The organism is Erythrobacter sp. (assembly GCF_035194505.1).
Taxonomy (GTDB): Bacteria; Pseudomonadota; Alphaproteobacteria; order Sphingomonadales; family Sphingomonadaceae; genus Erythrobacter.
Window position 1 is genome coordinate 873692 of sequence record NZ_CP136573.1, and the last position, 25521, is coordinate 899212.

The following is a 25521-nucleotide window of genomic DNA, read 5'->3' on the forward strand; positions in this document are numbered from 1 at the left end:
GGCCAGCACGGATGGCACGAACGCTTTCACAGGATCTTCGGGACAGGGTCGTTGCAGCGATTGATGGCGGCCTGAGCTGCCACGCGGCGGCGGCGCGCTTTGGGGTCAGCGTGTCGAGCGCGATCCGCTGGCGGCGAAGAGCGCTTGAGCATGGCCGGGCCGTTGCCAAGCCGCGCGGCGGTGACCGGCATTCAGGCAAGATCGAAGCGCACGGCGGCTTCATTCGGGAGCTGATCGCCGAGCAAGGCGACATGACCCTGGTCGAGGTTCAGGCGCGGCTGATCGAGCGTGGGGCCCTGGTCGGTATCGGCACGGTGCATCGCTTCTTCGTGCGTCACGGGATCACGCGCAAAAAAAGACCGGCCACGCGATCGAGCAGGACCGTCCCGACGTCCTGAGGCAACGGCAGCATTGGTTCGACGGCCAGATCGATCTCGAACCCGAACGCCTCGTCTTCATCGACGAGACGTGGACCGCCACCAACATGACCCGCAGCCATGGCCGCTGCCCGAAGGGCGAGCGGCTGCGGATGGGCTTCCCGCACGGCCACCGCAAGACCACCACGCTGGTCGCGGGACTGCGAATGACCGGCATGGTCGCGCCGATGGTGCTGGACGGGCCGATCAACGGCGACTGGTTCGAAGCCTATGTGGCGCAGGTTGTGGTGCCCGAGTTGCAACCCGGTGACGTGGTCATCATGGACAACCTCTCGAGCCACAAACGGGCGGCAGTGAAGGAAAGGATCGAAGCGGCCGGTGCAACGCTGCGCTTCCTCCCGCCATACAGCCCGGACTTCAACCCTATCGAGAAGGCATTCTCCCGGCTCAAAGCCATGCTCCGCAAGGCGGGTGAGCGAACCGTCAGCGGGTTGTGGGACTTGATCGGCCGGCTCGTCGACATCTTCCAGCCTGCCGAATGCGCCAATTACTTCAAATCTTGCGGATATGAGCCGGAATGAATGGAAACCGCTCTAGATGTGCAAAATGTGTAGGCGTTTATACAGCTGGACACCTCGAAGAACCCGCTGTTTCCGGCCTGATGGGCGCGTGAAGGGTCTGATCGCGTTCTTTGGCGGGCAAAGGCTGGCCTTTTTGGGCTTATTTCCTTGGTTTTCGGGGTCGGAGCGCAGCTCAGCACCCCGTTTTCTCGCTATGCGGGCGCACTTCGCCCCTCGAGCCAGGCCAGGCGCTGGAAGTTGTAGGCGAGGTTGGCCATGCCGATCTTGATGCGCGCGCGGGCGATGCCGATGGTGCGGATAAACAGCCCCATGCGGTGCTTCTGACCGGCGAAGACGTGCTCAACAGCCGAACGAACAGCGGAGCGCCTGGCATTGGCTCTGGCGATGTGCTCGGGCAGCGGCCGGCTCGGCATGCGCTTCTGATGGATGTTGCTCTTGAACATGCCCCTCTCGAGGAACGCCTCGTTCTTCTTCGAGCGATAGGCGGTGTCAGCCCATACGCCCGAGCCGGTATTTTGCTTGCTGATGAGCTCGGGCAGCCGCGCCCCGTCATGGGCATTGGCCGCGCTGGCATCCCAGGTGCGGATCAGCCCATGAGCCCGGTCGATCCCGATATGGTTCTTGTAGCCGAACATGGGGATGGCAAGATCGACCGGCTTGAAGCCCTTGGGGTCACCGCCCTCCTTCACCTTGGCCTTGGAGTATTTGACCGTCCAGCGCGCATCGCGATCCTTTTGCCGGATCTTGGCAGGCCTCTCCTTCCAGCGCTCCGGGATCTTGCCCTCCTTGATCGCCGCCTTCTCCTCGTCGGTATTGCGCTGCTTGGGAGCCGGCACCACGGTGGCATCGATGATCTGTCCGCCCATCGCCAAGTAGCCGCGATCGGTCAGCGCTGCATCGAAGCGCGCGAAGAGCTTGTCGATCGCCTTCGCCTGCACGAGCCGCTCGCGGAACAACCATACCGTAGTGGCATCAGGCACCCTGCCGTCGAGCCCCAGCCCGAGGAACCGCTGGAACGACAGCCGGTCCTTGATCTGGAACTCGGTGGCCTCATCCGAGAGCGAGTACAGCGCCTGCAGCACCAGGATCTTGAACATCATCACGGGGTCGAACGGCGGCCGGCCACCTTTGCTTCCGGCACTCCGCCGGAGCGCCACAATCAATGGCCCTCGGAACATCTCGAAATCGACCACCGCCCCCAACCGCTCAAGCGGATCACCCGCCGCGCCCAGCGCCGCATACCGGTCCGACAGATCAAAGAAACCAGGCTGACTAACCATCATCGCCTCCGCTCGATACGGGGGCCATTGAATCAAATCAGCCCATCAAATGCGAGGGTTTTTCGAGGCGTCCAGCTCAATCCAAAAGCCATCGCCGCTCCAAAACCCGATCCCCCTACAAAATTTCGCGCACCTTCAAATCTGTCCGCCACTCTTTCAATGTGCTGACCTGTGTCGGAGAAATCTGAAATTGTCCCAATTCGCAGTTCACCGGAATCCATGAATTTCTCGGCGTACTCTGCTTTCATATACTTATAATGCGGGAAACTTACTCCGCTGAGCTCTGCGAAGCGAGTTGCCGAATGCAAAGGTGGTGGGCTCGGAACAACATGCTCTCTCAGCATTGTTCTCATTGCGGCAACTTTTTACTTTAGATCCATAGCCTCAATCCTCGCTTAGCGGATTGCCATCTTCAACGAGTACAATCCACTAGCCAACTAATCTCCTGCCTGCTGGCGACCCTTATCTTTTCAAAGGTCTGCTCGCCTTTGGGGAGCACGGGCAGTGGACACTAGCGCGCACGCTGAAGCAAGTTCAGCATGACGGGGCGGTAACTTCAGACTTCGGAGAAGTCGAACCCGCCCCAGCTACTGCGTCATCATGCCCGAATAGTGATTTCGATCTGGCTGGGATCGACCCCAAACCTCGTTGCCAGCCCCTCCTTCGCTTCCTGAATAGTCAAGGGTTCGACTTGCGGAATTTCCGGTTGAGGAGCATCGCCTGCGACATACACGAAGGTCACACGCTCATTCCTCAGGTCTAGATCGGCCGTCTTCCATCCTGCGAGCTGCCAGCCAAGGCTTTGCGATCGCATCTGGTTAGACCACCACGCTTGGTGTTCGCGGGCGCTCTGCGGGAGGGGGAACCTCAACACCCGTTCGATCTGCTCAAAGGTCGCAGTCCACCGCTTCGTGTCGAGCGAGGCGAGGTATTCTGTAAGCTTCGTATATTTCGACGACATATCAATTCTCCTTTCGTGGAATGATTCGATATTTACGCCAATATATATTGTATGTCAATGTATATATTGCAATGAGCGTGTGGTTCGCGAGCTGGATGCGAAAAAGTTCGGCATGACGGGGCTTCGGAGAAGCCAAGCCCGCCCCTCCACCATCCCGGATCAAGTCCGGGATGGTTCCCCTCCCCTGAAGGGGAGGATTACTTCGCCAACAAAGGCGCGAGGTATTGTCCGGTGAATGATCGTGGTTCTTCGACGACCTGTTCGGGTGTCCCAACGGCAACCACCTCCCCACCACGCACCCCGCCCTCAGGCCCGAGGTCGATAATCCAGTCCGCCGTCTTGATCACATCGAGATTGTGCTCGATCACCACCACGGAATTGCCGCCCTGGACCAGCCGGTGGAGCACCTCCAGCAGTTTCCTCACATCCTCGAAGTGGAGGCCGGTGGTCGGCTCGTCGAGGATGTAGAGCGTCTGTCCGGTGCTGCGGCGCGCGAGTTCTTTCGCGAGTTTCACGCGCTGCGCCTCGCCGCCGCTCAGGGTCGTCGCCTGCTGGCCCACCTTCACGTAGCCGAGGCCCACTTCGTTGAGCATCCGCATCTTCTCGCGTATCGGGGGGACGGCCTTGAAGAACTCCTCGGCGTCCTCGATCGTCATGTCGAGCACGTCGGCGATGGAATGGCCCTTGAACTTCACCTCGAGCGTCTCGCGGTTGTAGCGCTTGCCGTGGCACTCCTCGCAGGTGACGTAGACGTCGGGGAGGAAGTGCATCTCGATCTTGATGAGGCCGTCGCCCTGGCACTTCTCGCAGCGCCCGCCCTTGACGTTGAAGGAGAAGCGGCCGGGCTTGTAACCGCGCGCGAGGCTTTCGGGGAGCCCTGCGAACCAGTCGCGGATCTGGGTGAAGGCGCCGGTATAGGTGGCGGGGTTGGAGCGCGGGGTGCGGCCGATGGGCGACTGGTCGATCTCGATCACCTTGTCGCAGTGGTGGAGGCCGGTGATCTCGTCATGCGCGCCCGCGATCACCCGCGCGCCGTTGAGCACGCGGGATGCGCCGGCCTGAAGCGTGTCGATGGTGAGCGAGGATTTGCCGCTGCCCGAGACGCCGGTGATGCAGGTGAAGGTGCCGAGCGGGATTTTGGCGGTGACGCCCTTGAGATTGTTGGCGCGCGCGTTCTTCACCTCGATAAAGTGCCCGTTGCCCTTGCGGCGCTTCTCCGGCACGTCGATCTTGCGCTTGCCGGTGAGGTAGTCCGCGGTGAGGCTGCCCTTGGCCTTGAGGATCTGCTTGAGCGTCCCCTCGGCCACCACCTGCCCGCCATGCACGCCCGCGCCCGGGCCGAGATCGACGATGTGATCGGCGGCGCGGATCGCGTCTTCATCATGCTCGACGACGATCACCGTGTTGCCGAGATCGCGCAGGCGCTTCAATGTCTCCAGCAACCGGTCATTGTCGCGCTGGTGGAGGCCGATGCTGGGCTCGTCGAGCACGTAGAGCACGCCTGACAGGCCCGAGCCGATCTGGCTGGCGAGGCGGATGCGCTGGCTCTCGCCCCCGGACAAGGTGCCGGAGGTGCGATCGAGGTTGAGGTAGTCGAGCCCGACATTGTCGAGGAAGCCGAGGCGCTCGTTGATCTCCTTGAGGATGGCCTTGGCGATCTGCGACTGCTGGGGGGTGAGCTGCGCGTCGAGGGCGAGGAACCATGCCTTGGCATCGGCCACGCTCATCGCCACCGGGGTGGCGATGTCGCTGCCGGCGACCTTCACCGAGAGCGCCTTCTCGTTGAGGCGCTTGCCGCCGCAGGTCTCGCAGGGTTGCGCGGTCTGGTACTTGGCCAGCTCCTCCTGCATCCACGCGCTTTCGGTCTGCATCAAGCGGCGATTGAGGTTGCCGATGACGCCTTCGAAGGCCTTGTTGACGGTGTATTCGCGGCGGCCATCCTTGAAGGTCAGCGGCACCGGCAGCCCGCCCGTGCCATGGAGGATGATGAGCTTCTGGTCGGGGGCGAGGTCCTTCCACGGGGTGGTGAGGTCAAAACCGTATGCCTTGGCGAGGCTCGCGAGCACCTGCATGTAATAGGGCGACGGCGGGTTGGACTTGGCCCAGGGCACGACCGCGCCCTGCTTGAGCGTGAGCGCCTCGTTGGGGACGACCAGCTGCGGATCGAACAGCATCTTCTCGCCGATCCCGTCACACGCCGGACACGCGCCTTGCGGGGCGTTGAAGGAGAAAAGGCGCGGCTCGATCTCCTCGATGGTGAAGCCGGAGACCGGACAGGCGAACTTCTCGGAAAAGACGATGCGGTTGGCGGGCAGGCCTGCGCCCTTCATTGCGCCGCCTTGCGCCTCGCTCTCGCGCCCCGGCACCACGCCATCGGCGAGATCGACATAGGCGAGCCCCTCGGCCAGTTTCAGCGCGGTCTCGAAGCTTTCAGCGAGCCGCGTCTGCAAGCCGTCCTTCACCGCGATCCGGTCAACCACCACTTCGATGTCGTGCTTGAACTTCTTGTCGAGCGCGGGGGCCTCCTCGATCGGGTAGATCTCCCCGTCGATCCGCACGCGGGTGAAGCCCTGCCGCTGCCATTCGGCGATTTCCTTGCGATATTCGCCCTTGCGCCCGCGCACCACGGGGGCGAGCAGATAGGCGCGCGTGCCCTCGGGCAGGGCCATCACGCGGTCGACCATCTGGCTGACGGTCTGGGCAGAGATCGGCTCGCCTGTGGCAGGCGAATAAGGCGTGCCGACCCGCGCCCAGAGCAGGCGCATGTAGTCGTAGATCTCGGTCACCGTCGCCACGGTGGAGCGCGGGTTGCGGCTGGTGGTCTTCTGCTCGATCGAGATCGCGGGCGAGAGGCCGTCGATATGCTCGACATCGGGCTTCTGCATCATCTCGAGGAACTGGCGCGCATAGGCGCTCAGCGATTCCACGTAACGGCGCTGGCCCTCGGCATAGATCGTGTCGAAGGCGAGGCTCGACTTGCCGCTGCCCGACAGGCCCGTGACCACGATCAGCGCATCGCGCGGAAGATCGATATCAATGCCCTTGAGATTATGCTCGCGCGCACCGCGCACGCTGATTTGGGTAAGGCTCATGGGCGTGACGTGTTCCGCAAATGTTCGCTGATGTAAAGGGCGCTGCTACGGGTTTATCCGCAGGCCACCGCAGATAGGATGCAGCAGCATTATGGCAACGGGCGAAGGGCGCGGAGGTTTCTGCGAAATTACGGCTTTCCCCGCAGCTGTGTGCAAGTGCACCATGCCGCCCCGCCTGTCTGCTTGTGCGAAGGGAAGGCCGATAATTTCTGCTACATTTTCAGTGCGATGGTGAAAATCTATGCCGCCCTACAGAAAATCTGAAGTCGTCAGCATGGGCGTTTTGCGGCATCAGGGTGGCCTTGCTGCCGCATGTGGCCGGGTCCCCTTGAGGGTCGCAACCTGGCTGTTGGTTGCCAACAGCAAAGCGCCGGAACGTGTGCGCGCCGGGGGTCACTGTCCCGACCTCGGGAGGTGAACCGTTCCGGATGCAGTGCTGATGGCTTGAGGGGCCGGGATGCCTGCGGGCTGCCCTGCCCCTCAACCTGACTCCCTAGTCCGAAACCGTCAGCGCCCGCGCCCCCGGCTCGCCCAGCCACCGCGCCTTGACGCCCCACACCTGTTCGATCACCTCCGCCCCCAGCGCCGCTGCGGGCGTGCCATCGGCGACCAGCCGGCCTTCGTGGAGCACCAGCACGCGGTCCGCATGGTTCATCGCCAGCGCCAGATCGTGGAGCACCACCACCACGCCCTGCCCTGCCGCCGCGCAGGATTTGAGGTGGGCGATCAGGCCGAGCTGATGCGCCAGATCGAGCGCGGCGAGCGGCTCGTCGGCGAGGATCCATTGCGGGGTTCCGGCCAGCACCCGCGCCAGCAGCACCCGCGCCCGTTCCCCGCCGGACAGGTGGCTCGCGGGGCGGTTTGCGAGCGGCTCCAGCCCCAGCGCGGTGATCGCCGCCGCAACCGCATCGGCCCCGTCATCGCCCCAAGGCAGGCGGCCCAGCGCGACGAGATTGCGGACCGCAACATCCCACGCAATCTCGGGGGTCTGCGGAAGATAGCCGATGCTGCGCGCCCGTTTGCGCGGCGGCAGCTCGGCAAGGCTCTGCCCATCCAGCATCACCCGTCCTTCCGCGGGCTCCAGCAATCCGGCAAGGCCCATCAGCAGGCTCGATTTGCCCGCACCATTGGGGCCGAGGATCGCGGTGATCGTGCCGGGCGCGAGGCTGGCGGACAGCCCCTCGACCACCCGCTTGCCACCGCGCATCAGGGCAAGGTTCTCGGCCGCCAGCATCACGCCTCTCCCCGCCGCATCCGCACCAGCAGCCAGCCGAAGAAGGGCGCGCCGATCAGCGACAGCGCGATGCCGAGCCTGAGTTCCGTCACCAGCGGCAGGATCCGCACCACGCTGTCGGCCGCCAGCACAAGGCACGCGCCCGCGAGCGCGCTCGGGACGATCAGGCTGGAGGGCAGACGATCCGTGAGGGGCCGCACCAGATGGGGGACGATCAGGCCGACAAAGCCGATGATCCCCGCCACCGCCACGCCCGCGCCCACAGTCAGGCCGACGCCCGCCACCAGCAGCACCAGCAGGCGGCGCGGATCGAGACCCATCGAGCGGGCCGCCTCCTCGCCCAGCGTCAGCGCATCGAGGCTGCGACCCGCCACCAGCAGCACGGCGAGCCCGCCCGCCACCAGCGGCGCGGCAATCGCGACCTCGTGCCACGATCGGTCGGTCAGCGCGCCGTTCAGCCACATGACGATTTCCGATAGGGCAAAGGGATTGGGCGCGAACGTGATGGCGAGCGCGGTGAGCGCGCCGGCAAGGCTCGCCAGCATCAGGCCCGCCAGCGTGAAGAGCGCAATCCCCCCGCCCGCGCCTGACTCGGTGCGCCCGGCGATCAGCGCCAGCCCCGCCATCCCCGCCCCCGCGCCGGTGAGCGCCAGCAGCGGCAGGCCCCACGGCGCGAGGGATGCGGGGAGCAGCGGCGTGATCCAGAAGCTCGCCACCGCACCCAAGGCCGCCATCGGCGCAATGCCGAACAGGCCCGGGTCGGCCAGCGGATTGCGCAAGTAGCCCTGCATCGCCGCCCCGGCCGCGCCCAGCCCCGCGCCGATCGCCAGCGCCAGCACCGCGCGCGGCAAGCGCAGCTCCATCAGGATCAGCACGGCATCGGGCGTGCCGTCGCCCAGCGGCGGGATCCACACGCGCCCCGCCAGCAGCGACAGCGGCAGCAGCACCGCCAGCAGACCGGCGAAGACAAGGCTCGCGCGGTTCATGGCATGCGCTCCACCTCTTGGCGGATTTCGCGCAGGCGGTCGCGGGCCTTGGGGATGGTCGGCCCGCCGCAATAGAGCAGTGCGGGGTCAAACTCCGCGATCAGCATCCGCTTCCACGCGCCCTTCAGCAGCGGATGGCGCTGGCCCTGGGAATCCCCCGCCACCAGCAGCACAGCGGGGCGATGCTTGATGACCCATTCGAGGCTGACGCGGTCGGCCTGCCCCAGCCCGTTGGCGGCTGCGTGGCTGGAGAAGCCTTCCTGCCCGAGCAATTCGGCAATCAGGGTCGCCTCGCCTGCGACGATCTCGCCCGGCTGCCACAGGAGCGCGCTGACGGGCCGGAGGGTGTTTTGCGGGCGCTGACCGATGCGTGTAGCGAGCGCTTCACCCGCGGCCGCATGGCCGGTGAGGCGCGCCACTTCGCGCACCTGCGCCGCGCTCTCGGCAATGCTGGTGGGGCTGCCGAAGGTGGCGACGGTGAGGCCTGCGCGGGTGAGCGCAGACTTGGTCGGCTGCGGCAGATAGACCGAGGCGAGGACGAGATCGGGCTGCAAGGCGATCACCTCCTCCGCCGTGCCGCTGGTGACGCCGTAGCGCGCGGCGACTTCCTGCGGGATCGAGCTCGATCCGGGATCGCGGCTGTAATGCGAAAGCGCGCGCACTTGCTCGGGCCCGGCTAGTTCCACCAGGATCGCATCGAGGCAGGGGTTGAGGCTGACGATGGTGGGGTGCTTTGCCGGAACGCCATCGGCAGCAGCGGGCGCGCAGGCGGCAGCGAGCAGCGCCGCGCCCAGCCCCAGCCAGCCGCGCGCGCAGTGCCATTTCGTGCTGGTCCGATCCCGCTCCATCTGCCCCGCCAGCGATAGGGCGGGCGGTGCCCCCACGCAAGGTGTGCCCCCGGTTTGACATCTATCTGCCCGCCTGTCCGGTTTCGGGACGCGAGGCAAGCCAGCGCTCGCGGGCGGGTTTCGCGCGCGCTAGGGCAGGCCTCAGATTATGGCCCGCGCCCGCAAACCCAACGCGATCTTCGCCTCGCTTTCCGCCGCTTTCGGTGCGGGTAGCGTGTGGCGCAAGCGGCTGGCGGTGCTGGCCGCCGCGATTGCCGTCCCCGCGCTGGCCGCCCCCGGCAATCTTCTGGCCCTGCCCGGCCCCGCGATCGAGCCGAGCGCCGCGCTCGCCACCCGTCAGGCCGCCGAAGCCGCCCTGCCTTTCGAGCGCCCCGGCATGAGCTTTCCCGGCTCGGCCTATTTCTACATGGCCGATCCCGCCGGCACCGCGCTGGTCGCCCTGCCGACCGACGATCCGCTGCGAATGGGCGCGGAAGACGGGCGCGAGCTGGGCGCGCTGATCGATGTCGGCGCTCCGGCCAAGCCGTTCTTTGCCGCCGGCGTCGGCCTCAGCCATGCCCGCGCGCAGGAATGTCTGGCGCAGGCCGTGTGGTACGAGGCCGCCAGCGAGAGCGAGGCCGGCCAGCGCGCCGTCGCGCAGGTGGTGCTTAACCGCGTGGCGCATCCCTCGTGGCCGTCGAGCGTGTGCGGGGTCGTCTATCAGGGCTCGGAGCGCAAGACCGGCTGCCAGTTCACCTTCACCTGCGACGGCAGCCTTGCCCGCCGCCCGGGCGGCGCAAGCTGGGCGCGGGCGCAGCGCATCGCGGCGGAAGCGCTCTCGGGCAGCGTCTATGCGCCCGTCGGCCTTGCGACCCATTACCACACGCTCTGGGTCAATCCCTATTGGGCGGGCACGCTCGACCATCTCGGCACGATCGGCGCGCACCGCTTTTACCGGCTGCGCGGCAATGCGGGCGAGAAGAGCGCCTTCAATTCGGCCTATGCCGGGCTGGAAAGCGGCCCGCTGGCGCGGGTGACAAGCGCGGCAGCGAGCCTGCCGGATGCGGGCGCGGCCCGTCCGGCGATCAGCTATGATATTGCTCCGGCGCAGGCTGGAACGCCGGCTGCGCCTGTGGCACCCGCCGGCGCCGCTTCCGGCACGCCCGCCTATAGCGGCACGGGCGCGGTGAAGGCGGAATATGCGCGTGCTGGCCAGTGGAAGGCGCGTCCGGCCGATACCGCCGCCGCCCCTGCTGCGGCCGCCCCCGGACAGTAATCTCCGCCTCTCCTTGCCCGTATGACAGGGTTAAGACCGCCGAAACCCTGTTTCGGCACCAAGGCTTCAGGCGCTTGCCGTTAGGGCGGTTCATCCGAACCCCGCTAACAGGACGCACGCCCCCTATGTCGATCCGCCTCGCCCCCGCCTTCGATCCCGCCCGCACCGCCGGTCGCCATGCGGCAGGGCGCGGGCTGGTGACGCGCGTGCGGGTGCTGGCGGCCAATGATGATGGCGCTGAGGATGAGGCCCCGGTTCCCGGTGCCTTCGATCCGGTGCTGGTCGAGGCACTGCGCCACTTTGCGCGCCACGGGCTCGATGCACCGCGCGTCGCCCATGCCGAGGCGGTTCATGCCGCTGGCGAAGGCAATGATCCGGCCACGGAGCGCTGGATCGCGATCACCGGAATGTTCGACCGCCGCCTTGCCGCAGCGGCAAAGCGCGATCTGATCCCGGCGTGACAGGCCTCACGCCGCTTACGCGCTTTCCCTGATGCCTTGGGTGCAGCAGCTTAATGCAACTGCGAACTGTTTGCAAAGATAGTTGGCCAAAGCGGGTTTTTGATGGTTGCAATCGGCCTTTGAGCGGCCTACCGCCCGTCTCGTAACGGGTGCCCGGTCGCTTGGGACGGGGGCTGGCACCGGCGTCACGCTCTCGCATGCGCCTCAACAACTTCGTCCCGATGGATCAGGGAAGGAAGTCCTCAATCATGGCCCGCAAGAAGATCGCCCTCGTCGGCGCCGGGAATATCGGCGGCACCCTCGCTCACCTCGCCGCCACCAAAGGCCTTGGCGATGTGGTTCTGTTCGACGTGGTCGAAGGCGTGCCGCAGGGCAAGGCGCTGGACCTGTCACAGTGCGGCCCGGTCGAAGGCTTCGATGCCAGCATCAAGGGTTCGAATGACTATGCCGACATCGCCGGCGCTGACGTTGTCATCGTCACCGCAGGCGTCGCGCGTAAGCCCGGCATGAGCCGCGATGACCTGCTCGGCATCAACCTCAAGGTGATGAAGGCTGTGGGCGAAGGCATTGCTGCCAACTGCCCCGATGCCTTCGTGATCTGCATCACCAACCCGCTCGACGCGATGGTCTGGGCGCTGCGCGAGTTTTCTGGCCTGCCCGCCAACAAGGTCGTCGGCATGGCCGGCGTGCTGGACTCGGCGCGCTTTGCCACCTTCCTCGCGTGGGAATTCGGTGTGAGCGTGAAGGACGTGAACGCCTTCGTGCTCGGCGGCCACGGCGACACCATGGTGCCGGTGCTGTCCTACTCGACCATCAACGGCATTCCGGTCGCCGACATGGCCAAAATCAAGGGCATCTCGGAAGAGCGCCTGGGCGAGATCGTCAAGCGCACGCGTTCGGGCGGCGGCGAGATCGTCGCGCTGCTCGGCACCGGCTCGGCCTATTACGCCCCCGCCACCAGCGCGATCGCGATGGCCGAAGCCTATCTCTATGACCAGAAGCGCATCCTGCCCTGCGCGGTGCAGGTTGACGGCCAGTACGGCGTCGACGGGCTCTACGTGGGCGTCCCCGTAGTGATCGGCGCAGGCGGCGCAGAGGAAGTGATCGAGATCAGCCTCACCGACGAGGAAAAGGCCAACCTCGGCGTCAGCGTCGATGCGGTCAAGGAACTGCTTGAAGCGTGCAAGGCGCTGGATGGCAGCCTTGCGTGAAGACGGTCAGCAAGATCGGCGTTGCGGCAATGGTGATCGGCCCGATCATCGCCTCGGTGCCGTTCGTGCTGCCTTGCGAAGCTCTGAATAGTGGTGGCTGCGGAGACGGACAGGCACTGCTGATCTACCCCTTCCTGGGCCTGTCGGCAGCGGGTTTGGGTTTCCTGCTGTTACTCGGAACCCTGATCGCCCGACTGGTCAAACCTACGAACCCAGAAATCCAAGACGAAAAGGTCAATTCCTGATGTCCATCCTCGTAAACAAAGACACCAAGGTCATCACCCAGGGGATGACCGGCAACACCGGCACCTTCCACACCCAGGCCGCGCTCGATTACGGGACGCAGATGGTCGGCGGCGTGACCCCCGGCAAGGGCGGCACCACCCATATCGGCCTGCCGCAGTTCGACACCGTGCGCGAAGCCAAGGCTGCGACCGGCGCGACCGCTTCGTGCATCTACGTCCCGCCGCCGTTCGCCGCTGACGCGATCTGCGAAGCGATCGATGCCGAGATCGAGCTGATCATCTGCATCACCGAAGGCATTCCGGTGCTCGACATGGTCCGCGCCAAGCGCGCGCTTCAGGGCTCCAAGTCGCGCCTCATCGGCCCCAACTGCCCCGGTGTGCTGACCCCGAACGAGTGCAAGATCGGCATCATGCCGGCCAACATCTTCAAGAAGGGCTCTGTCGGCATCGTCTCGCGCTCGGGCACGCTCACCTATGAAGCCGTGCACCAGACCACCATGGCAGGCCTCGGCCAGACCACCGCGGTCGGCATCGGCGGCGATCCGGTCAACGGCACCAACTTCATCGACGTGCTCGACCTGTTCCTCGACGATCCGGAAACCGAAAGCATCATCATGATCGGCGAAATCGGCGGTTCGGCTGAAGAAGAAGCCGCCGCCTTCATCAAGGCCGAGCGCGCCAAGGGCCGTTCGAAGCCGATGGTCGGCTTCATCGCCGGGCGCACCGCGCCTCCGGGCCGCCGCATGGGCCACGCTGGCGCCATCGTCAGCGGTGGTCAGGGCGGCGCCGAGGACAAGATCGCGGCGATGGAAGATGCGGGCATCCGCGTCAGCCCCTCGCCCTCGCTGCTCGGCGAAACGCTGGCCGCGATGCTGAAAGAGAACGCCTGATCTGACGACTAACGGCCCCTCGCACGCGTGACGCGAGGGGCCATGAATTCCCCCTTTCTCCTCCCCAGGAGTCCCGACATGGGCAACGAACAGCAGAACTTCATCCCGGCCTTCAGCGATCAGGAAGGCCCGCAGCCCGGCCCTTCGTGGGCGAAGCGCGGCTGGCTCGATACGCTGGCGGACAGCGGCGCGGATCTCACCGCGGCGATGGACCCGACCGAGATGAAGATCGCGCTCGCCAAGGCGGCCAAGGATGCCGGCAAGGCGGCTGATCCGCAGGCTATCGAAAAGGCGGCCAAGCTCTCGATCGCGGCGATGACGCTGGTGCGGCTCTACCGTGTGCGCGGCCACATGGCGGCGGACCTCGATCCGCTCGGCCTCAGCAACCGCGAAGGCCCGGCTGATCTCACGCTCGAATGGCACGGCCTTGCGGGCAAGGAGAACGAGGACGTCTATGTCGGCGGCGTGCTGGGCATGGAGTGGACCACGGTCGGCAAGCTCCACCAACGCCTGCGCGAAGTGTACTGCGGCAAGGTCGGCCTTGAATACATGCACATCGCCGACACCGAGGAACGCCGCTTCCTGCAGGACAAGTTCGAAAAGCCCGGCGAGACGATCCAGTTCACCCCCGAAGGCAAGAAGGCGATCCTCGCCGCCGTGCTGCGCGGGGAAGGCTACGAGGAATTCCTCGCCAAGAAATATGTCGGCACCAAGCGCTTCGGCCTTGATGGCGGCGAATCCATGATCCCGGCGCTGGAAGCCGTGATCAAGCACGGCGGCAGCGCGGGCGTGCGCGAGATCATCTACGGCATGGCCCACCGCGGCCGGTTGAACGTGCTCGCCAACGTGATGGCCAAGCCCTACCGCGTGATCTTCCACGAATTCTCCGGCGGCAGCGCCAGCCCCGATGATGTCGGCGGCTCGGGCGACGTGAAGTATCACCTCGGCACCTCGACCGACCGCGAGTTCGACGGGATTTCGGTGCACATGAGCCTCGTGCCCAACCCCTCGCACCTCGAAGCGGTGAACCCGGTGGTGCTCGGCAAGGTGCGCGCGCAGCAGGCGATCCGCGACGATCTGAAGAAGAAGGATCAGGTGCTCCCCGTCCTCATCCACGGCGATGCGGCCTTTGCGGGCCAGGGCGTCGTGTGGGAGAGCCTCTCGCTCTCGGGCGTGCCGGGTTACGACACCGGCGGCTGCGTCCACTTCATCATCAACAACCAGATCGGCTTCACCACTTCGCCGAAATTCGCGCGTTCCTCGCCCTATCCCTCGGATGTGGCCAAAGGCGTGATGGCGCCGATCCTGCATGTGAACGGCGATGATCCCGAAGCGGTGACCTTCGCCTGCAAGCTCGCGGTCGAATATCGCCAGACCTTCCACCGCGATGTCGTGATCGACATGTGGTGCTACCGCCGCTTTGGCCACAACGAGGGCGACGAGCCCAAGTTCACCCAGCCGCTGATGTACGACAAGATCCGCGCCCACCCCAAGGTCAGCGTCTCCTACGAAGCGCGGCTGGTGCGTGAGGGCGTGGTTCCGGCTGGCACGCGCGAGCAGATCGCCGCCGATTTCGTCGCTCTGCTGGAAGACGAGTTCGAGGCGGGCAAGAACTACAAGGCCAACGAGGCCGACTGGTTCGGCGGCCGCTGGAGCGGGCTCAACAAGCCGGCGGACCCGGAAACCGCGCGCCGCTCGGTCGAAACCGCGATCGAGCCCAAGACGCTGGATTCGCTCGGCCGCGTGCTGACCGAAGTCCCTGCCGATCTCGAAATCCACAAGACATTGGACCGCGTGCTCGCCGCCAAGCGCGAAATGTTCAGCTCGGGCGAAGGCTTCGACTGGGCGACCGCCGAGGCGCTGGCTTTCGGCAGCCTGGTGATGGAAGGCTACGGGGTGCGCCTCTCGGGGCAGGACTCCGGGCGCGGCACCTTCAGCCAGCGCCACGCCGTGTGGGTCGACCAGAAGAACGAGCGCAAATTCGTGCCGCTCTCCACGCTCCCGCATGGCAAGTTCGAAGTGCACGATTCCACCCTTTCGGAATATGGCGTGCTCGGCTTCGAATATGGTTTCGCCATGGCCGATCCGCGCAGCCTCGTGCTGTGGGAAGGCCAGTTCGGCGACTTCGCCAACGGTGCCCAGATCATGATCGACCAGTTCGTGGCGAGCGGCGAGAGCAAGTGGCTGCGCGCCAACGGCCTCGTGATGCTGCTGCCGCACGGCTATGAAGGCCAGGGCCCCGAGCACTCCTCGGCGCGCCTCGAGCGCTTCCTCCAGCTGTGCGCCGACGACAATATGTGCGTGTGCAACATCACCTCGCCGGCGAACTACTTCCACGTGCTGCGCCGCCAGATGCTGCGGAGCTTCCGCAAGCCGCTCGTCATCATGAGCCCCAAGTCGCTGCTGCGCCACCCGATGGCCAAGAGCGCCAAGGCCGATTTCCTCGGCGAAAAGCAGTTCCGCCGCATCCTCTCGGATACGAAGGACATTGCCGACGACAAGGTGCGCCGTCTGGTGCTGTGCTCGGGCAAGGTCGCCTATGACCTGATCGAAGCGCGCGATGCGGCGGGCAAGGAAGATGTCTCGATCGTCCGGATCGAGCAGCTCTTCCCCTTCCCCGGCGATCCGCTGGCGATCCGCCTCAAGCGCATGACAAACCTCAAGGAGGTGGTCTGGTGTCAGGAAGAGCCGCGCAACAATGGCGCGTGGTTCTTCGTGAACGAGCGGATCGAGGAATCGCTCACCGCAGCCGGCCACGCAGGCATGCGCCCGGTCTATGCCGGCCGTGATGCCGCCGCCTCCCCCGCGACCGGTCTCGCCAGCCGCCACAAGGCCCAGCAGGAAGCGCTCGTCGCTGCCGCGCTGGGGCTGTAACGGCCCGCCACACTTCACACGAGATTAAAGCAAGTTTCAGGAACCCATTAAAATGGCCACCGAAATCAAAGTCCCCGTCCTCGGCGAATCCGTTACCGAAGGCACCATCGCCGAATGGTTCAAGCAGCCGGGCGAAGCGGTCGCCGCGGACGAGCCGATCTGCAGCCTCGAAACCGACAAGGTCGCGGTTGACGTGCCCTCGCCGGTTGCAGGCATCATGTCCGAACATCGCGCCGCCGTGGGCGACACGGTGGAAGTGGGCGCGGTGATCGCGGTGATCGAAGCCGGCGCGACCGCTGCTGCGGCAGCCCCCGCCGTTGCCGCCGCCAAGGCCGAAGCCCCCGCCCCTGCGGCGACCGAGGAACTGCTCACCCCGGCCCAGACCATGTCGCCCGCCGTGCGCCGCGCGGTGCTCGAACACGGGGTTGATCCCTCGACCATCAAGGGCTCGGGCAAGGACGGCCGCCTGACCAAGGAAGACGTGCTCGCCGCCGCCGAAGCCAAGGCCAAGGGTCCGGCCACTCCCGCTCCCACCGCTGCCGCGCCCGCCGCAGCGCCTGCCCCCGTCGCCACTGGCGGCGCGCGCGGGAGCGAGCGCGTCAAGATGACCCGCATGCGCCAGACCATCGCCAAGCGTTTGAAGGCCGCGCAGGACAATGCGGCGATGCTGACGACCTTCAACGATGTCGACATGAGCGCCGTCATCGAAGCGCGCGACAAGTACAAGGACCTGTTCGCCAAGAAGCACGACATTCGCCTGGGCTTCATGGGCTTCTTCGCCAAGGCCGCCTGCCTTGCGCTGAAGGACGTGCCCGCGGTGAACGCCTATATCGACGGCGACGAGATCATCTATCACGACTATGTCGATATCTCGGTGGCTGTCAGCGCCCCCAACGGCCTCGTCGTCCCCGTGATCCGCGACGCCGACAAGAAGGGCTTTGCCCGGATCGAGCAGGACATTGCCGATTTCGGTGCCCGCGCCAAGGCCGGCACGCTGACCATGGAAGACATGACCGGCGGCACCTTCACCATCTCCAACGGCGGCGTGTTCGGCTCGCTGATGAGCACCCCGATCATCAACCCGCCGCAGAGCGCGGTGCTGGGCCTCCACCGCATCGAGGATCGCCCGGTCGTCCGTAACGGCCAGATCGTGATCCGCCCGATGATGTATCTCGCCCTCAGCTACGACCACCGCCTGATCGACGGGCGCGAGGCCGTGACCGCGCTCAAGATCATCAAGGAAGCGATCGAGGATCCCACCCGGATGCTGATCGACCTGTAAGGAACCGATGCGCCATGCTCGTCCGGTTGCGCACCAGCCTGCAGATTGCCCTCACAAAGGTGCGGGCTGTGTGGCTGCGCGGGATCTGGGGCATGGATATCGGCGCGGATGTGCGGATTTCGGGGAAGGCCTTTATCGATTTCACCCATCCGGCGGGCCTGCATATCGGCGATGCCACGATGATCGCTCCGGGCGCGCGCATCCTGACCCACGATTTCGTCGGCGGCTATCACCGCGATACACATATCGGGGCGCGCTGTTTTGTCGGGGCCAATGCGATCATCCTGCCGGGGGTGAGCATCGGGGACCAGTGCATCATTGCCGCGGGCGCGGTGGTGACAGAGGATGTTCCCAAGGGCTCGCTCGTCGCCGGAAATCCGGCCCGGATCATCCGCTCAGGGATAACCACCACGCGTCACGGACGCACACTCGCATCCACCTTCGAGGCCGTCCGCGCCGAGATTGCCCATCGCCAGAATGTTTAGCGTCACCACATAGACGCAGGAAGAAACAGGATCACCCCAATGGCTGACCATAATTACGATTACGACGTGCTGATCATCGGTGCCGGGCCCGGCGGCTATGTCGCGGCGATCCGTGCCGCGCAGCTTGGCCTCAAGACCGCTTGTGTGGAATCGCGCGAGACGCTGGGCGGCACCTGCCTCAATGTCGGCTGCATTCCCTCGAAGGCGCTGCTGCACGGCTCGGAACTGTTCGAGGAAGCCGCGGGCGGCCATTTCGCCACCTGGGGCATCACCGCTACCCCGACGCTCGACCTCGGCAAGATGATGGCCGAAAAGACCAAGGCCGTGGGCGAGCTGACGGGGGGAATCGAATTCCTGTTCAAGAAGAACAAGGTCACCTGGCTCAAGGGCCATGCCGCCTTCGAAGACGCGCACACCGTGAACGTCGCGGGCGAAAAGGTCACCGCCAAGGACATCGTCATCGCCACCGGCTCCAGCGTGACGCCGCTGCCGGGTGTTGCGGTCGACAACGCAGGCAAGCGCATCGTCGATTCCACCGGCGCTCTCGATCTTGAAGAAGTGCCCGAGCACCTCGTGGTGATCGGCGGCGGCGTGATCGGCCTCGAACTGGGCAGCGTGTGGCGGCGTCTCGGCGCCAAGGTCACCGTGGTGGAATTCCTCGACCAGCTGCTTCCCGGCATGGACGGCGAAGTGCGCAAGGAAGCGCAGAAGATCTTCAAGAAGCAGGGCATGGACATGATGCTCGGCCACAAGGTCACCGGCGCAAGCGTCAAGGGCAAGACCGTTACCCTCACCGTCGAACCGGCGGCGGGCGGCGAGGCCAAGACCGTCACCGCCAGCCACGTGCTGGTCGCGATCGGCCGGCGCGCCAACACCGATGGCCTCGCGCTCGACAAGGCGGGGCTTGCCGTCAACAATCGCGGGCAGATCGATATCGACCACGATTTCCGAACCAGTGTCCCCGGCATTTGGGCGATCGGCGACGTCGTGCCCGGCCCGATGCTCGCCCACAAGGCCGAGGATGAAGGCATTGCCGTGGCAGAGAACATCGCCGGCCTTACCGGCATCGTGAACCACGATGTGATCCCCAGCGTCGTCTACACCGCGCCGGAAATCGCGGGCGTGGGCATCACCGAGGAGCAAGCCAAGGAGAAGGGCCTCGCCGTCAAGGTCGGCAAGTTCCCGATGATGGCCAACTCCCGCGCCAAGGCCAACCGCGACACCGACGGCTTCGTCAAGGTGATCGCGGACGCCGCAACCGACCGCGTGGTGGGCGTGTGGATGATCAACTCGCTGGCTGGCACGATGATCGCCCAGGCCGCGCAGGCGATGGAATTCGGCGCGACCTCCGAGGATATCGCCTACACCTGCCACGCGCACCCGACCCACGCCGAAGCCTTCAAGGAAGCGGCGATGGCGGTAACGGGCAAGCCGATCCACATGTGATCGGGTGCGGGGCGTGGAGGGCGCAGGGGCAAGGCTGAGGAGCGGGTTCGCCTCGCTCCTGGCTCCGTTCCTGGCGACCGCCCTCGCCCTGCTGCCAGGCTGCAGCAAGGCGGCTGCCGATGCTTCTGCCGCTCCGCCGCGCGCCAGCGATCCGATCATCATCCCGCAGCAGGCATCGAGCATCGCGGTCGATCTCAAGGTCGATCTGGCCGATCTCGAAGCGACGCTCGAACGCGAGCTGCCGCGCGAATTGTGGCAGATCGATCAGCCCGAGAGCGAATGCGTGCCCTCGAAGACGGTCGATCTGGCGCTGTTCGAGGTCAAATCGCCGACCATCAAATGCCGGATTGTCGGCAGGGTGACGCGCGGGCGTCTGCGGCTGACAGGGCGCGGACAGGCCTTGAGCGTGACCCTGCCGGTGCGCGGCACGCTGGCGGCGCGCGATATCGCGGGCGTGCTCAAGGGCGAGACCGGCACCGGCGCGGCCGAGGCGGCGCTCTCGCTCAGGCTCGATCTCACCCCCGACTGGCGGCTCGCCGGCACCACCCGGCTCGATTACCGCTGGACCCGCGCGCCGGGGATCGACTTTCTCGGGCGGCGGATCACCTTTACCGACGAGGCTGACCGCGAGCTGCGCCCGGTCACGCGCGCAATCGAGCAGATCATCGCCCGCGAACTGGCGCGCCTGCCGGTCAAGAGCGCGGCGGCGGCAGGCTGGCGCGAGGCGCATCAGGTGTTCAATCTCAACCGCGAGAACCCGCCCGCTTGGGGCCGCCTCACCCCGCAGCGCTTCCGCTTTGGCGGCTATGATGTGACAGGCCGCAGCCTGACCCTGCGCTTGGGGCTCGATGCGCAGGCCGAAACCTTCCTTGGCGCAAAGCCCGATCCCGTCACCCCCGGCCCGCTCCCCGCGCTGGCCCGCCGCGCCAAGGACGCGCCCCAATCAGTCCTGCATATTCCGGTGGTAGCCGAATATGCCGTGCTCGAACCCGTGATCGCCAAGGCCCTCGCCAAGCGCGCCGCGCGGCCTTTCGCGATCAAGGATTACGGCACCGTCACCGCAAGCTTCGAGGATATCGAGGTCTATGGCACGAGCGACGGGCGCATCGCGGTCGGCGGGCGGTTTGCCGCGACCTCGGATCTGCCGCTGATCACCAGCGCCAGGGGGCAGATCTGGCTCACCGCCCAGCCCGTCAACACCGCCGGTTCGCGCGAAGTGCGGTTTGTGGATGTGAAGGTCAGCGGTGCGACCGATATCACCGGCGAGGCCTTCCTGTTTGCGCTCGCCAATTCGCCCGAGCTTCAGGACACGATCACCGGGGCGCTGGCACAGAATTTCGAGAACGATTTTGCCAAGCTGCGCGGCAAGATCGATCGCGCGCTGGCCGCCCGCAAAGGCCGGCTGACCGACTATGCGATCACCATCGAAGCGGTCGAAACCGGCGTCATCCGCGCCCATGGCGCAGGCCTCTACCTCCCCGTCGATGTCACCGCCCGCATCACCGCGAGCCTGCGCAAGCTGGATTGAGCCGGAAATCGCGGCAGGGGGCTTCCGGCAGCGCGCGGTGCAGGCTAGCATCGGCGCTGAGGGAAAGAGGGGAATAATCGCATGGCATATCCGCAGCTCACCAATGAGCCGGGCGCGCTCGCCACGGCGGCGGCGATCCGCGAAGGGCGGCTCAGCGTCGCCGAGGCGGTGGACGCGGCGATTGTGCGGCTCGAACATGACGACGCCAGCATCGATGCCCTCGCCGTCCCCAATTTCGAGGCCGCCTATGCCGAAGCCCGCGCGCTCGATGCCGCCGGGCCGCGCGAGGATCAGCCGCTGTTCGGCGTGCCGATGACGATCAAGGAAAGCTTCGACGTCGCCGGGCTTCCCACCACCTTCGGCCACCCGGAACACAAGGACAAGATTGCCCCGCGCGATGCGTTGCTGGTGCGGCGATTGAAGGCGGCGGGCGCGGTGATCATCGGCAAGACCAACGTGCCGGTCGATCTCACCGATTGGCAGAGCTTCAACCCGGTCTATGGCCGCACCATGAATCCGCATGATCCCGAGCGCTCGCCCGGCGGCTCCTCCGGCGGCAGCGCGGCGGCGGTGGCGAGCGGGATGGTGCCCTGCGACTATGGCACCGACATCGGCGGCTCGGTGCGCGTTCCGGCCCATTTCTGTGGGGTATGGGGCCACAAGACGACCTGGGGCCTCATCCCCAAACACGGGCATGAGAGCCCCGCCATCTCGCGGCGCGAGGGCTTCATCGCCGCTGCCGACGGGCCGCTCAGCATCGCCGGGCCGCTGGCGCGCAACGCCGCCGATCTTGCCGCGCTGACCATCGCCGGGGCCGAGGTGCCGCTGCGCCGCCGGGCCAAGCCGCTGAAGAATTGCCGCATCCTCGCGCTGACCGAGCTGCCCGGCGGGCCGCTGGACGATAGCGTGCGCGTGCCGACCGAGGCCGCCTATGCTGCATTGGAGCGCGCGGGCGTAAAGATCGACCACTCAAGCGACCTGCTCCCCGATCAGGCGCTCTATCACCGCAGCTACCTCAAGATGATGAACATCGTCATGTCGGGCGGCGCGCCTGCGCCCGATGGCAAGCGCGCGACCGCGACGGACTGGTTTGCGCTGATGAACACGCAGGCAGCTTGCATCGCCCAGTGGGAAGCCCTGTTCGAGACCTATGACTTCGTGCTCGTCCCACCTGCGCCGGTGCTGGCCGTGCCGCATGCCGACAAGGCAGTGTTCCGCGGGGCGCTCGCCATCAACGGCGAGGAGGTGCCGGGCGGCAGCGGGCTGGTCTATGCGGGGATCGCGACCTTCCCCAACCTGCCTGCGACGGTGCTTCCTATCGGCAGCGCGGACTATCTCGGCAGCCAGCTCCCCTGCGGGATGCAGGTGATCGGGCCGCGCTGGGCCGATCTCGATTGCATCGCAGCGGCAGAGAGCATCGGGAACATCTTGCACCGCTAGGTTCATTTCGTCATTGCGAGCCAACGGCGAAGCAATCCATCACCTGACCGGCCCGATTGTGCGGCGCTTCGTTCATGGATTGCCGCGTCACCCCCTGCGGGGTTCCTTGCAATGACGAGTAAGTGAAATGAAGCCCCTTCTCTCGATGCGAACCCTCGCCAAGTGGCACATCTGGCTCGGCTGGCTGGTCGGCGTTCCGATTGCCATGTGGCTCGCGACAGGGCTCTTCATGGTCGCCCGCCCGATCGAGCAGGTGCGCGGCGATCATCTGCGGCGCGAGGTTCCCGAGCAGCAGGCGCTGGCGATCCCCGGCAGCACACTGGCCGGTGCCGGGGCGAACCTCGAAGAGATGCACGTCACGATGCAGCAGGGCCGCGCCGTGGCGATCCTCACCGCATTGGACGGCAGCGTGCGGCGGGTCGATTTCGCCACCGGAGCGCCCCTGCCCCCGCTCGATGCCGCAGCGGCCCGCGCGCTGGTCGCCCGCGCAATCGTCGGCGGGGACAAGGTGGCGAAGGTCACGCAGTTTTCCGCCGAGAACGCCCCCTTCGATTTCCGCCGCCCGCTTGCCACCTGGCAGGTTGCGCTGGAGGACGGCACCAATGTCTATGTCGGGCGCGACACCGGCCGGATCGAGGCGGTGCGCACCCGCTGGTGGCGGGCCTTCGACCTCGCCTGGGGCCTGCACATCATGGACCTTTCCGAGCGCGAGGATACCAGCCACCCGGTGCTGATCATCTTCGCAGCCATCTCGCTGGTGGGCGCGCTGATCGGCTGCGTGCTGATGTTCCGCCGCCGCAAGGCACGGGTTACAGGCCGCGCGGCATGACGCCGATTGTCCTGACCCCGATCCTCGACCTGCTCGATCTGGCGGGCATCGCCCTTTTCGCGCTGTCGGGCGCGGTGCTGGCGGCGCGGCTCAGGCAGACCTTCGTCACCATGGCCTTCTTCGCGCTGGTGACAGGGGTCGGCGGCGGCACCATCCGCGATCTGCTGATCGATGCGCCGGTGTTCTGGATCGACGATCCCTGGGTTGCCGCCGTCTGCCTCGCCACCGCGCTGATCGCGTGGTTCACGCCCGTGCGCTGGTGGGAGGGCAAGGGCTTTGCCTATGCCGATGGCGCGGGGCTGGCCGCCTATGCCGTGCTCGGCAGCGCCAAGGCGCTGGCTTACGGCGTCCCGCCCGTCCCCGCCGCGCTGATGGGTGTGATCACCGGTTGCGTCGGCGGGATCATCCGCGATGTGGTCGCGGGCCGCCCCTCGATCATCATGAGCCCCGAGCTTTATGTCACCCCCGCCGCGCTGACTTCGGCGCTGACTGTTGCGGGCATGGTCGCGGCGCCCCATCTGGGGCTGGGCGAGGCTGCCGCATGGAGCCTCGCCTTCGCTTGCGGCTTTGCCCTGCGCACCGCCGCGATCCGCTGGGAATGGGGCCTGCCGAGCTATTCGGGCGAGGCCCGGACCAACTAGCCCCCGATATCGCCGCCGATGGTATCGGGGATCACCTCGCCCGGGATCGGGCCGCCGGGATAGGAAGGCGAGCGCCCGGAATTCTGCGCGGCATCCTGCGTAGCGACCGGCGCAGACGGCTGACCAATGCCGCCTGCCGCCAGACGCGCGGCGGCATAGCGATCATCGCTCCACTGCCCGTCGGCACGCGGGGCTGCGGGATCAAGGCTCGCCCCGCCCCAATTGCCGCTGCCGGCATAGTCTATATCCGCAATCCGCCCGTCATTGCCGATCCGGCAGGCGAAGGGCGATCCGTTGAACAGCGTCCCGCTCACCGCCCAGCCCGAACCATTGCGCTCGACATTGTCGACCGTGTCGACCCGCACATCGCGCTCGATCCGGGTGAGGCACTGGTCGACCGCGCTGTCGAGCCCGCCCGCGCCCGTGCTGCGGCGCGGCGTGGCGCGATCATCAAGGCGGCGGCTGTCATCGCGCCAGTCGCGGTCGCGTTCGACCACGACCACATCGCGGTCGCGCGCGCGGCGGTTGTTGGAGCTGGCAATCGCGGCAATCCCGCCGATGATCGCCGCGCCGAGCAACACGTCGCCCGCATCGACCCGGTCACGCCGCCAGCCTCGCCCGCGCCAGCCACGGCAGCGCCAGCCACGACAGCGCCAGTCGGCGACATTGCTGGCCGGATCGAAGCGGCTGTGATCGAAAGCAGCCGTGGGTGCAGCCAAAGCAGCCGGAGCTAGCGGCGCGGCAGAAGCGGGCACAGCAACAAGAGTGGTGGCAATCGCGCCGGCCAGCGCCAGCGCACGGATATTCGGAGCCATCAATGCTCTCTCCCTGATCAAGACGAGCGCCCACCAAACGCCCTGATGGCAGAGGGATTAACCGCGCCAGGCTTACGCGCGGCTGAACGTGAACCGCCCCGCCTTCATGGTGAAAGGCGGGGCGGCCAGTGCAGGCTCGCACTTGGGTGAAAAAGGAGGGGGGGGGGTACGAGCCGGAAAGATCACTCAGCGAAGGCCGCGGATCCCGTCGAAATTGACCAGCGGCGCGCCGCGTCCGTCGAGGCGGCAGGTGAAGCGCCCGCGGTCAAGCCCGCGTCCACCCCAGCGTCCGCCACCATCACCAACTTCGATCCGGCCCTCGATGCGGAAGCCGAAGCGGCGGCGGTCAACGTCGCGCACGTCGATCACGTCGGCAAAGCGGTAGCCGCCAAAGCGACGCGCCTGGTTCTCGGCTGCCCGCACGCAGCGTTCGACTGCCCCGCGCGCACCGCCATTGAAGCCGCCACGATCCCAGCCCCCGCGGTCCCAACCGTCGCGGTCCCAGCGGTCACCGCGGTCCCAGCGGTCGCGGTCGCGGTCGCCATCAAAGGCGCCGGCCAGTGCGGCAATCCCGCCGATCACGACAGCGCCTGCGATCACCTCGCCCGCGCTGACACCGCGATCACGGTCGCGGAAGCGATGGTCGTCGGCCATGGCAGGGGTAGCGGTGGCGACGGCCATCGTGACGGCAGCGAGCGTGCCGAGCGTGGTCCGCGCCAGTCTCGTGGGGGTGGTCGTCATCAGTCTTATCCTCGCTTGG

At 66.4% G+C, this 25521-nt stretch carries 23 protein-coding genes; 14 read left to right on the plus strand and 9 right to left on the minus strand.

Annotated features, from left to right (window positions below; translation table 11 throughout):
• The first annotated feature begins 11 nt into the window (after positions 1–11).
• Positions 12–958, plus strand: a protein-coding gene (locus tag RSE14_RS04350) for an IS630 family transposase (RefSeq protein ID WP_324076017.1) whose coding sequence is annotated in 2 segments (ribosomal slippage) — positions 12–348 and positions 348–958 — 948 coding nt in all. Because the reading frame shifts where the segments join, the coding sequence is not laid out codon by codon here.
• Positions 959–1149: 191 nt separating this feature from the next.
• Here the strand turns inward: RSE14_RS04350 and RSE14_RS04355 are convergent.
• The 7 genes from RSE14_RS04355 to RSE14_RS04385 form a co-directional block, all read right to left on the minus strand.
• Positions 1150–2238 (minus strand): IS5 family transposase, encoded by a 1089-nt coding sequence (locus RSE14_RS04355; protein ID WP_324076814.1) that lies wholly within the window; start codon positions 2236–2238, stop codon positions 1150–1152.
• Between the two features lie 32 nt (positions 2239–2270).
• Positions 2271–2591 carry a hypothetical protein gene (locus RSE14_RS04360; protein WP_324076018.1) on the minus strand — a complete coding sequence of 107 codons (321 nt, stop codon included), beginning with the start codon at positions 2589–2591 and terminating at the stop codon, positions 2271–2273.
• Positions 2592–2836: 245 nt separating this feature from the next.
• A complete protein-coding gene (locus RSE14_RS04365; RefSeq protein ID WP_324076019.1) occupies positions 2837–3199 on the minus strand; it encodes a DUF7662 domain-containing protein in 363 nt (120 codons plus the stop codon).
• A 197-nt stretch (positions 3200–3396) separates the two neighbouring features.
• Positions 3397–6291, minus strand: a complete 2895-nt coding sequence (gene uvrA / locus RSE14_RS04370; RefSeq protein WP_324076020.1) for an excinuclease ABC subunit UvrA — start codon at positions 6289–6291, stop codon at positions 3397–3399.
• Between the two features lie 493 nt (positions 6292–6784).
• A complete protein-coding gene (locus tag RSE14_RS04375) occupies positions 6785–7525 on the minus strand; it encodes an ABC transporter ATP-binding protein (protein ID WP_324076021.1) in 741 nt (246 codons plus the stop codon).
• Positions 7525–8511, minus strand: a complete 987-nt coding sequence (locus tag RSE14_RS04380) for a FecCD family ABC transporter permease (RefSeq protein ID WP_324076022.1) — start codon at positions 8509–8511, stop codon at positions 7525–7527. The genes RSE14_RS04375 and RSE14_RS04380 overlap by 1 nt, the downstream gene beginning before the upstream one ends.
• Positions 8508–9395 carry an ABC transporter substrate-binding protein gene (locus RSE14_RS04385; protein ID WP_324076023.1) on the minus strand — a complete coding sequence of 296 codons (888 nt, stop codon included), beginning with the start codon at positions 9393–9395 and terminating at the stop codon, positions 8508–8510. The genes RSE14_RS04380 and RSE14_RS04385 overlap by 4 nt, the downstream gene beginning before the upstream one ends.
• 112 nt (positions 9396–9507) lie before the next feature.
• On the opposite strand from RSE14_RS04385, the gene RSE14_RS04390 reads away from it, so the two are divergent.
• The 13 genes from RSE14_RS04390 (at position 9508) to RSE14_RS04450 (ending at position 23946) form a co-directional block, all read left to right on the plus strand.
• The gene (locus RSE14_RS04390; protein ID WP_324076024.1) at positions 9508–10614 is read left to right on the plus strand and encodes a cell wall hydrolase; all 1107 of its coding nucleotides are present in this window, start codon (positions 9508–9510) and stop codon (positions 10612–10614) included.
• A 125-nt stretch (positions 10615–10739) separates the two neighbouring features.
• Entirely contained in the window at positions 10740–11075 is a 336-nt protein-coding gene (locus RSE14_RS04395; protein ID WP_324076025.1) for a hypothetical protein, read from the plus strand.
• 248 nt (positions 11076–11323) lie between these two features.
• Entirely contained in the window at positions 11324–12286 is a 963-nt protein-coding gene (gene mdh, locus RSE14_RS04400) for a malate dehydrogenase (RefSeq protein WP_324076026.1), read from the plus strand.
• Positions 12283–12531 (plus strand): hypothetical protein, encoded by a 249-nt coding sequence (locus tag RSE14_RS04405; RefSeq protein WP_324076027.1) that lies wholly within the window; start codon positions 12283–12285, stop codon positions 12529–12531. The genes mdh and RSE14_RS04405 overlap by 4 nt, the downstream gene beginning before the upstream one ends.
• Positions 12531–13421, plus strand: a complete 891-nt coding sequence (gene sucD, locus RSE14_RS04410) for a succinate--CoA ligase subunit alpha (RefSeq protein ID WP_324076028.1) — start codon at positions 12531–12533, stop codon at positions 13419–13421. The genes RSE14_RS04405 and sucD overlap by 1 nt, the downstream gene beginning before the upstream one ends.
• Before the next feature lie 78 nt (positions 13422–13499).
• Positions 13500–16295, plus strand: a complete 2796-nt coding sequence (locus RSE14_RS04415; RefSeq protein WP_324076029.1) for a 2-oxoglutarate dehydrogenase E1 component — start codon at positions 13500–13502, stop codon at positions 16293–16295.
• Positions 16296–16347: 52 nt separating this feature from the next.
• Positions 16348–17577, plus strand: coding sequence for a 2-oxoglutarate dehydrogenase complex dihydrolipoyllysine-residue succinyltransferase (odhB, locus tag RSE14_RS04420; RefSeq protein WP_324076030.1), 1230 nt, complete (start codon positions 16348–16350; stop codon positions 17575–17577).
• A gap of 14 nt (positions 17578–17591) precedes the next feature.
• On the plus strand, positions 17592–18062 hold the full coding sequence (locus RSE14_RS04425) for an acyltransferase (protein ID WP_324076031.1): 471 nt from the start codon (positions 17592–17594) through the stop codon (positions 18060–18062).
• A 39-nt stretch (positions 18063–18101) separates the two neighbouring features.
• Positions 18102–19508: a dihydrolipoyl dehydrogenase gene (gene lpdA / locus RSE14_RS04430; protein ID WP_324076032.1), complete on the plus strand. Its 1407-nt coding sequence runs from the start codon at positions 18102–18104 to the stop codon at positions 19506–19508.
• Between the two features lie 13 nt (positions 19509–19521).
• Complete coding sequence (locus tag RSE14_RS04435; RefSeq protein WP_324076033.1) at positions 19522–21036, plus strand: DUF4403 family protein; 1515 nt, start codon at positions 19522–19524, stop codon at positions 21034–21036.
• Positions 21037–21117: 81 nt separating this feature from the next.
• Positions 21118–22476: an amidase family protein gene (locus tag RSE14_RS04440; protein WP_324076034.1), complete on the plus strand. Its 1359-nt coding sequence runs from the start codon at positions 21118–21120 to the stop codon at positions 22474–22476.
• A 127-nt stretch (positions 22477–22603) separates the two neighbouring features.
• On the plus strand, positions 22604–23305 hold the full coding sequence (locus RSE14_RS04445) for a PepSY domain-containing protein (RefSeq protein ID WP_324076035.1): 702 nt from the start codon (positions 22604–22606) through the stop codon (positions 23303–23305).
• The gene (locus RSE14_RS04450) at positions 23302–23946 is read left to right on the plus strand and encodes a trimeric intracellular cation channel family protein (RefSeq protein ID WP_324076036.1); all 645 of its coding nucleotides are present in this window, start codon (positions 23302–23304) and stop codon (positions 23944–23946) included. Before RSE14_RS04445 ends, RSE14_RS04450 begins: the two co-directional genes overlap by 4 nt.
• Here RSE14_RS04450 and RSE14_RS04455 read toward each other — a convergent pair.
• Together RSE14_RS04455 and RSE14_RS04460 are read right to left on the minus strand one after the other, a co-directional pair.
• On the minus strand, positions 23943–24761 hold the full coding sequence (locus tag RSE14_RS04455) for a hypothetical protein (RefSeq protein ID WP_324076037.1): 819 nt from the start codon (positions 24759–24761) through the stop codon (positions 23943–23945). The two genes, RSE14_RS04450 and RSE14_RS04455, sit on opposite strands and share 4 nt — an antisense overlap.
• A gap of 186 nt (positions 24762–24947) precedes the next feature.
• Entirely contained in the window at positions 24948–25502 is a 555-nt protein-coding gene (locus tag RSE14_RS04460; protein WP_324076038.1) for a hypothetical protein, read from the minus strand.
• Between the last annotated feature and the right edge of the window lie 19 nt (positions 25503–25521).

Bases quoted from the DNA above. Each gene is read 5' to 3' on its own strand.
- RSE14_RS04355 (WP_324076814.1), bottom strand. From the start codon at position 2,238: ATGGTTAGTCAGCCTGGTTTCTTTGATCTGTCGGACCGGTATGCGGCG.
- RSE14_RS04360 (WP_324076018.1), bottom strand. From the start codon at position 2,591: ATGAGAACAATGCTGAGAGAGCATGTTGTTCCGAGCCCACCACCTTTG.
- RSE14_RS04365 (WP_324076019.1), bottom strand. From the start codon at position 3,199: ATGTCGTCGAAATATACGAAGCTTACAGAATACCTCGCCTCGCTCGAC.
- uvrA (WP_324076020.1), bottom strand. From the start codon at position 6,291: ATGAGCCTTACCCAAATCAGCGTGCGCGGTGCGCGCGAGCATAATCTC.
- RSE14_RS04375 (WP_324076021.1), bottom strand. From the start codon at position 7,525: ATGCTGGCGGCCGAGAACCTTGCCCTGATGCGCGGTGGCAAGCGGGTG.
- RSE14_RS04380 (WP_324076022.1), bottom strand. From the start codon at position 8,511: ATGAACCGCGCGAGCCTTGTCTTCGCCGGTCTGCTGGCGGTGCTGCTG.
- RSE14_RS04390 (WP_324076024.1), top strand. From the start codon at position 9,508: ATGGCCCGCGCCCGCAAACCCAACGCGATCTTCGCCTCGCTTTCCGCC.
- RSE14_RS04395 (WP_324076025.1), top strand. From the start codon at position 10,740: ATGTCGATCCGCCTCGCCCCCGCCTTCGATCCCGCCCGCACCGCCGGT.
- mdh (WP_324076026.1), top strand. From the start codon at position 11,324: ATGGCCCGCAAGAAGATCGCCCTCGTCGGCGCCGGGAATATCGGCGGC.
- sucD (WP_324076028.1), top strand. From the start codon at position 12,531: ATGTCCATCCTCGTAAACAAAGACACCAAGGTCATCACCCAGGGGATG.
- RSE14_RS04415 (WP_324076029.1), top strand. From the start codon at position 13,500: ATGGGCAACGAACAGCAGAACTTCATCCCGGCCTTCAGCGATCAGGAA.
- odhB (WP_324076030.1), top strand. From the start codon at position 16,348: ATGGCCACCGAAATCAAAGTCCCCGTCCTCGGCGAATCCGTTACCGAA.
- RSE14_RS04425 (WP_324076031.1), top strand. From the start codon at position 17,592: ATGCTCGTCCGGTTGCGCACCAGCCTGCAGATTGCCCTCACAAAGGTG.
- lpdA (WP_324076032.1), top strand. From the start codon at position 18,102: ATGGCTGACCATAATTACGATTACGACGTGCTGATCATCGGTGCCGGG.
- RSE14_RS04440 (WP_324076034.1), top strand. From the start codon at position 21,118: ATGGCATATCCGCAGCTCACCAATGAGCCGGGCGCGCTCGCCACGGCG.
- RSE14_RS04445 (WP_324076035.1), top strand. From the start codon at position 22,604: ATGAAGCCCCTTCTCTCGATGCGAACCCTCGCCAAGTGGCACATCTGG.
- RSE14_RS04450 (WP_324076036.1), top strand. From the start codon at position 23,302: ATGACGCCGATTGTCCTGACCCCGATCCTCGACCTGCTCGATCTGGCG.
- RSE14_RS04455 (WP_324076037.1), bottom strand. From the start codon at position 24,761: ATGGCTCCGAATATCCGTGCGCTGGCGCTGGCCGGCGCGATTGCCACC.
- RSE14_RS04460 (WP_324076038.1), bottom strand. From the start codon at position 25,502: ATGACGACCACCCCCACGAGACTGGCGCGGACCACGCTCGGCACGCTC.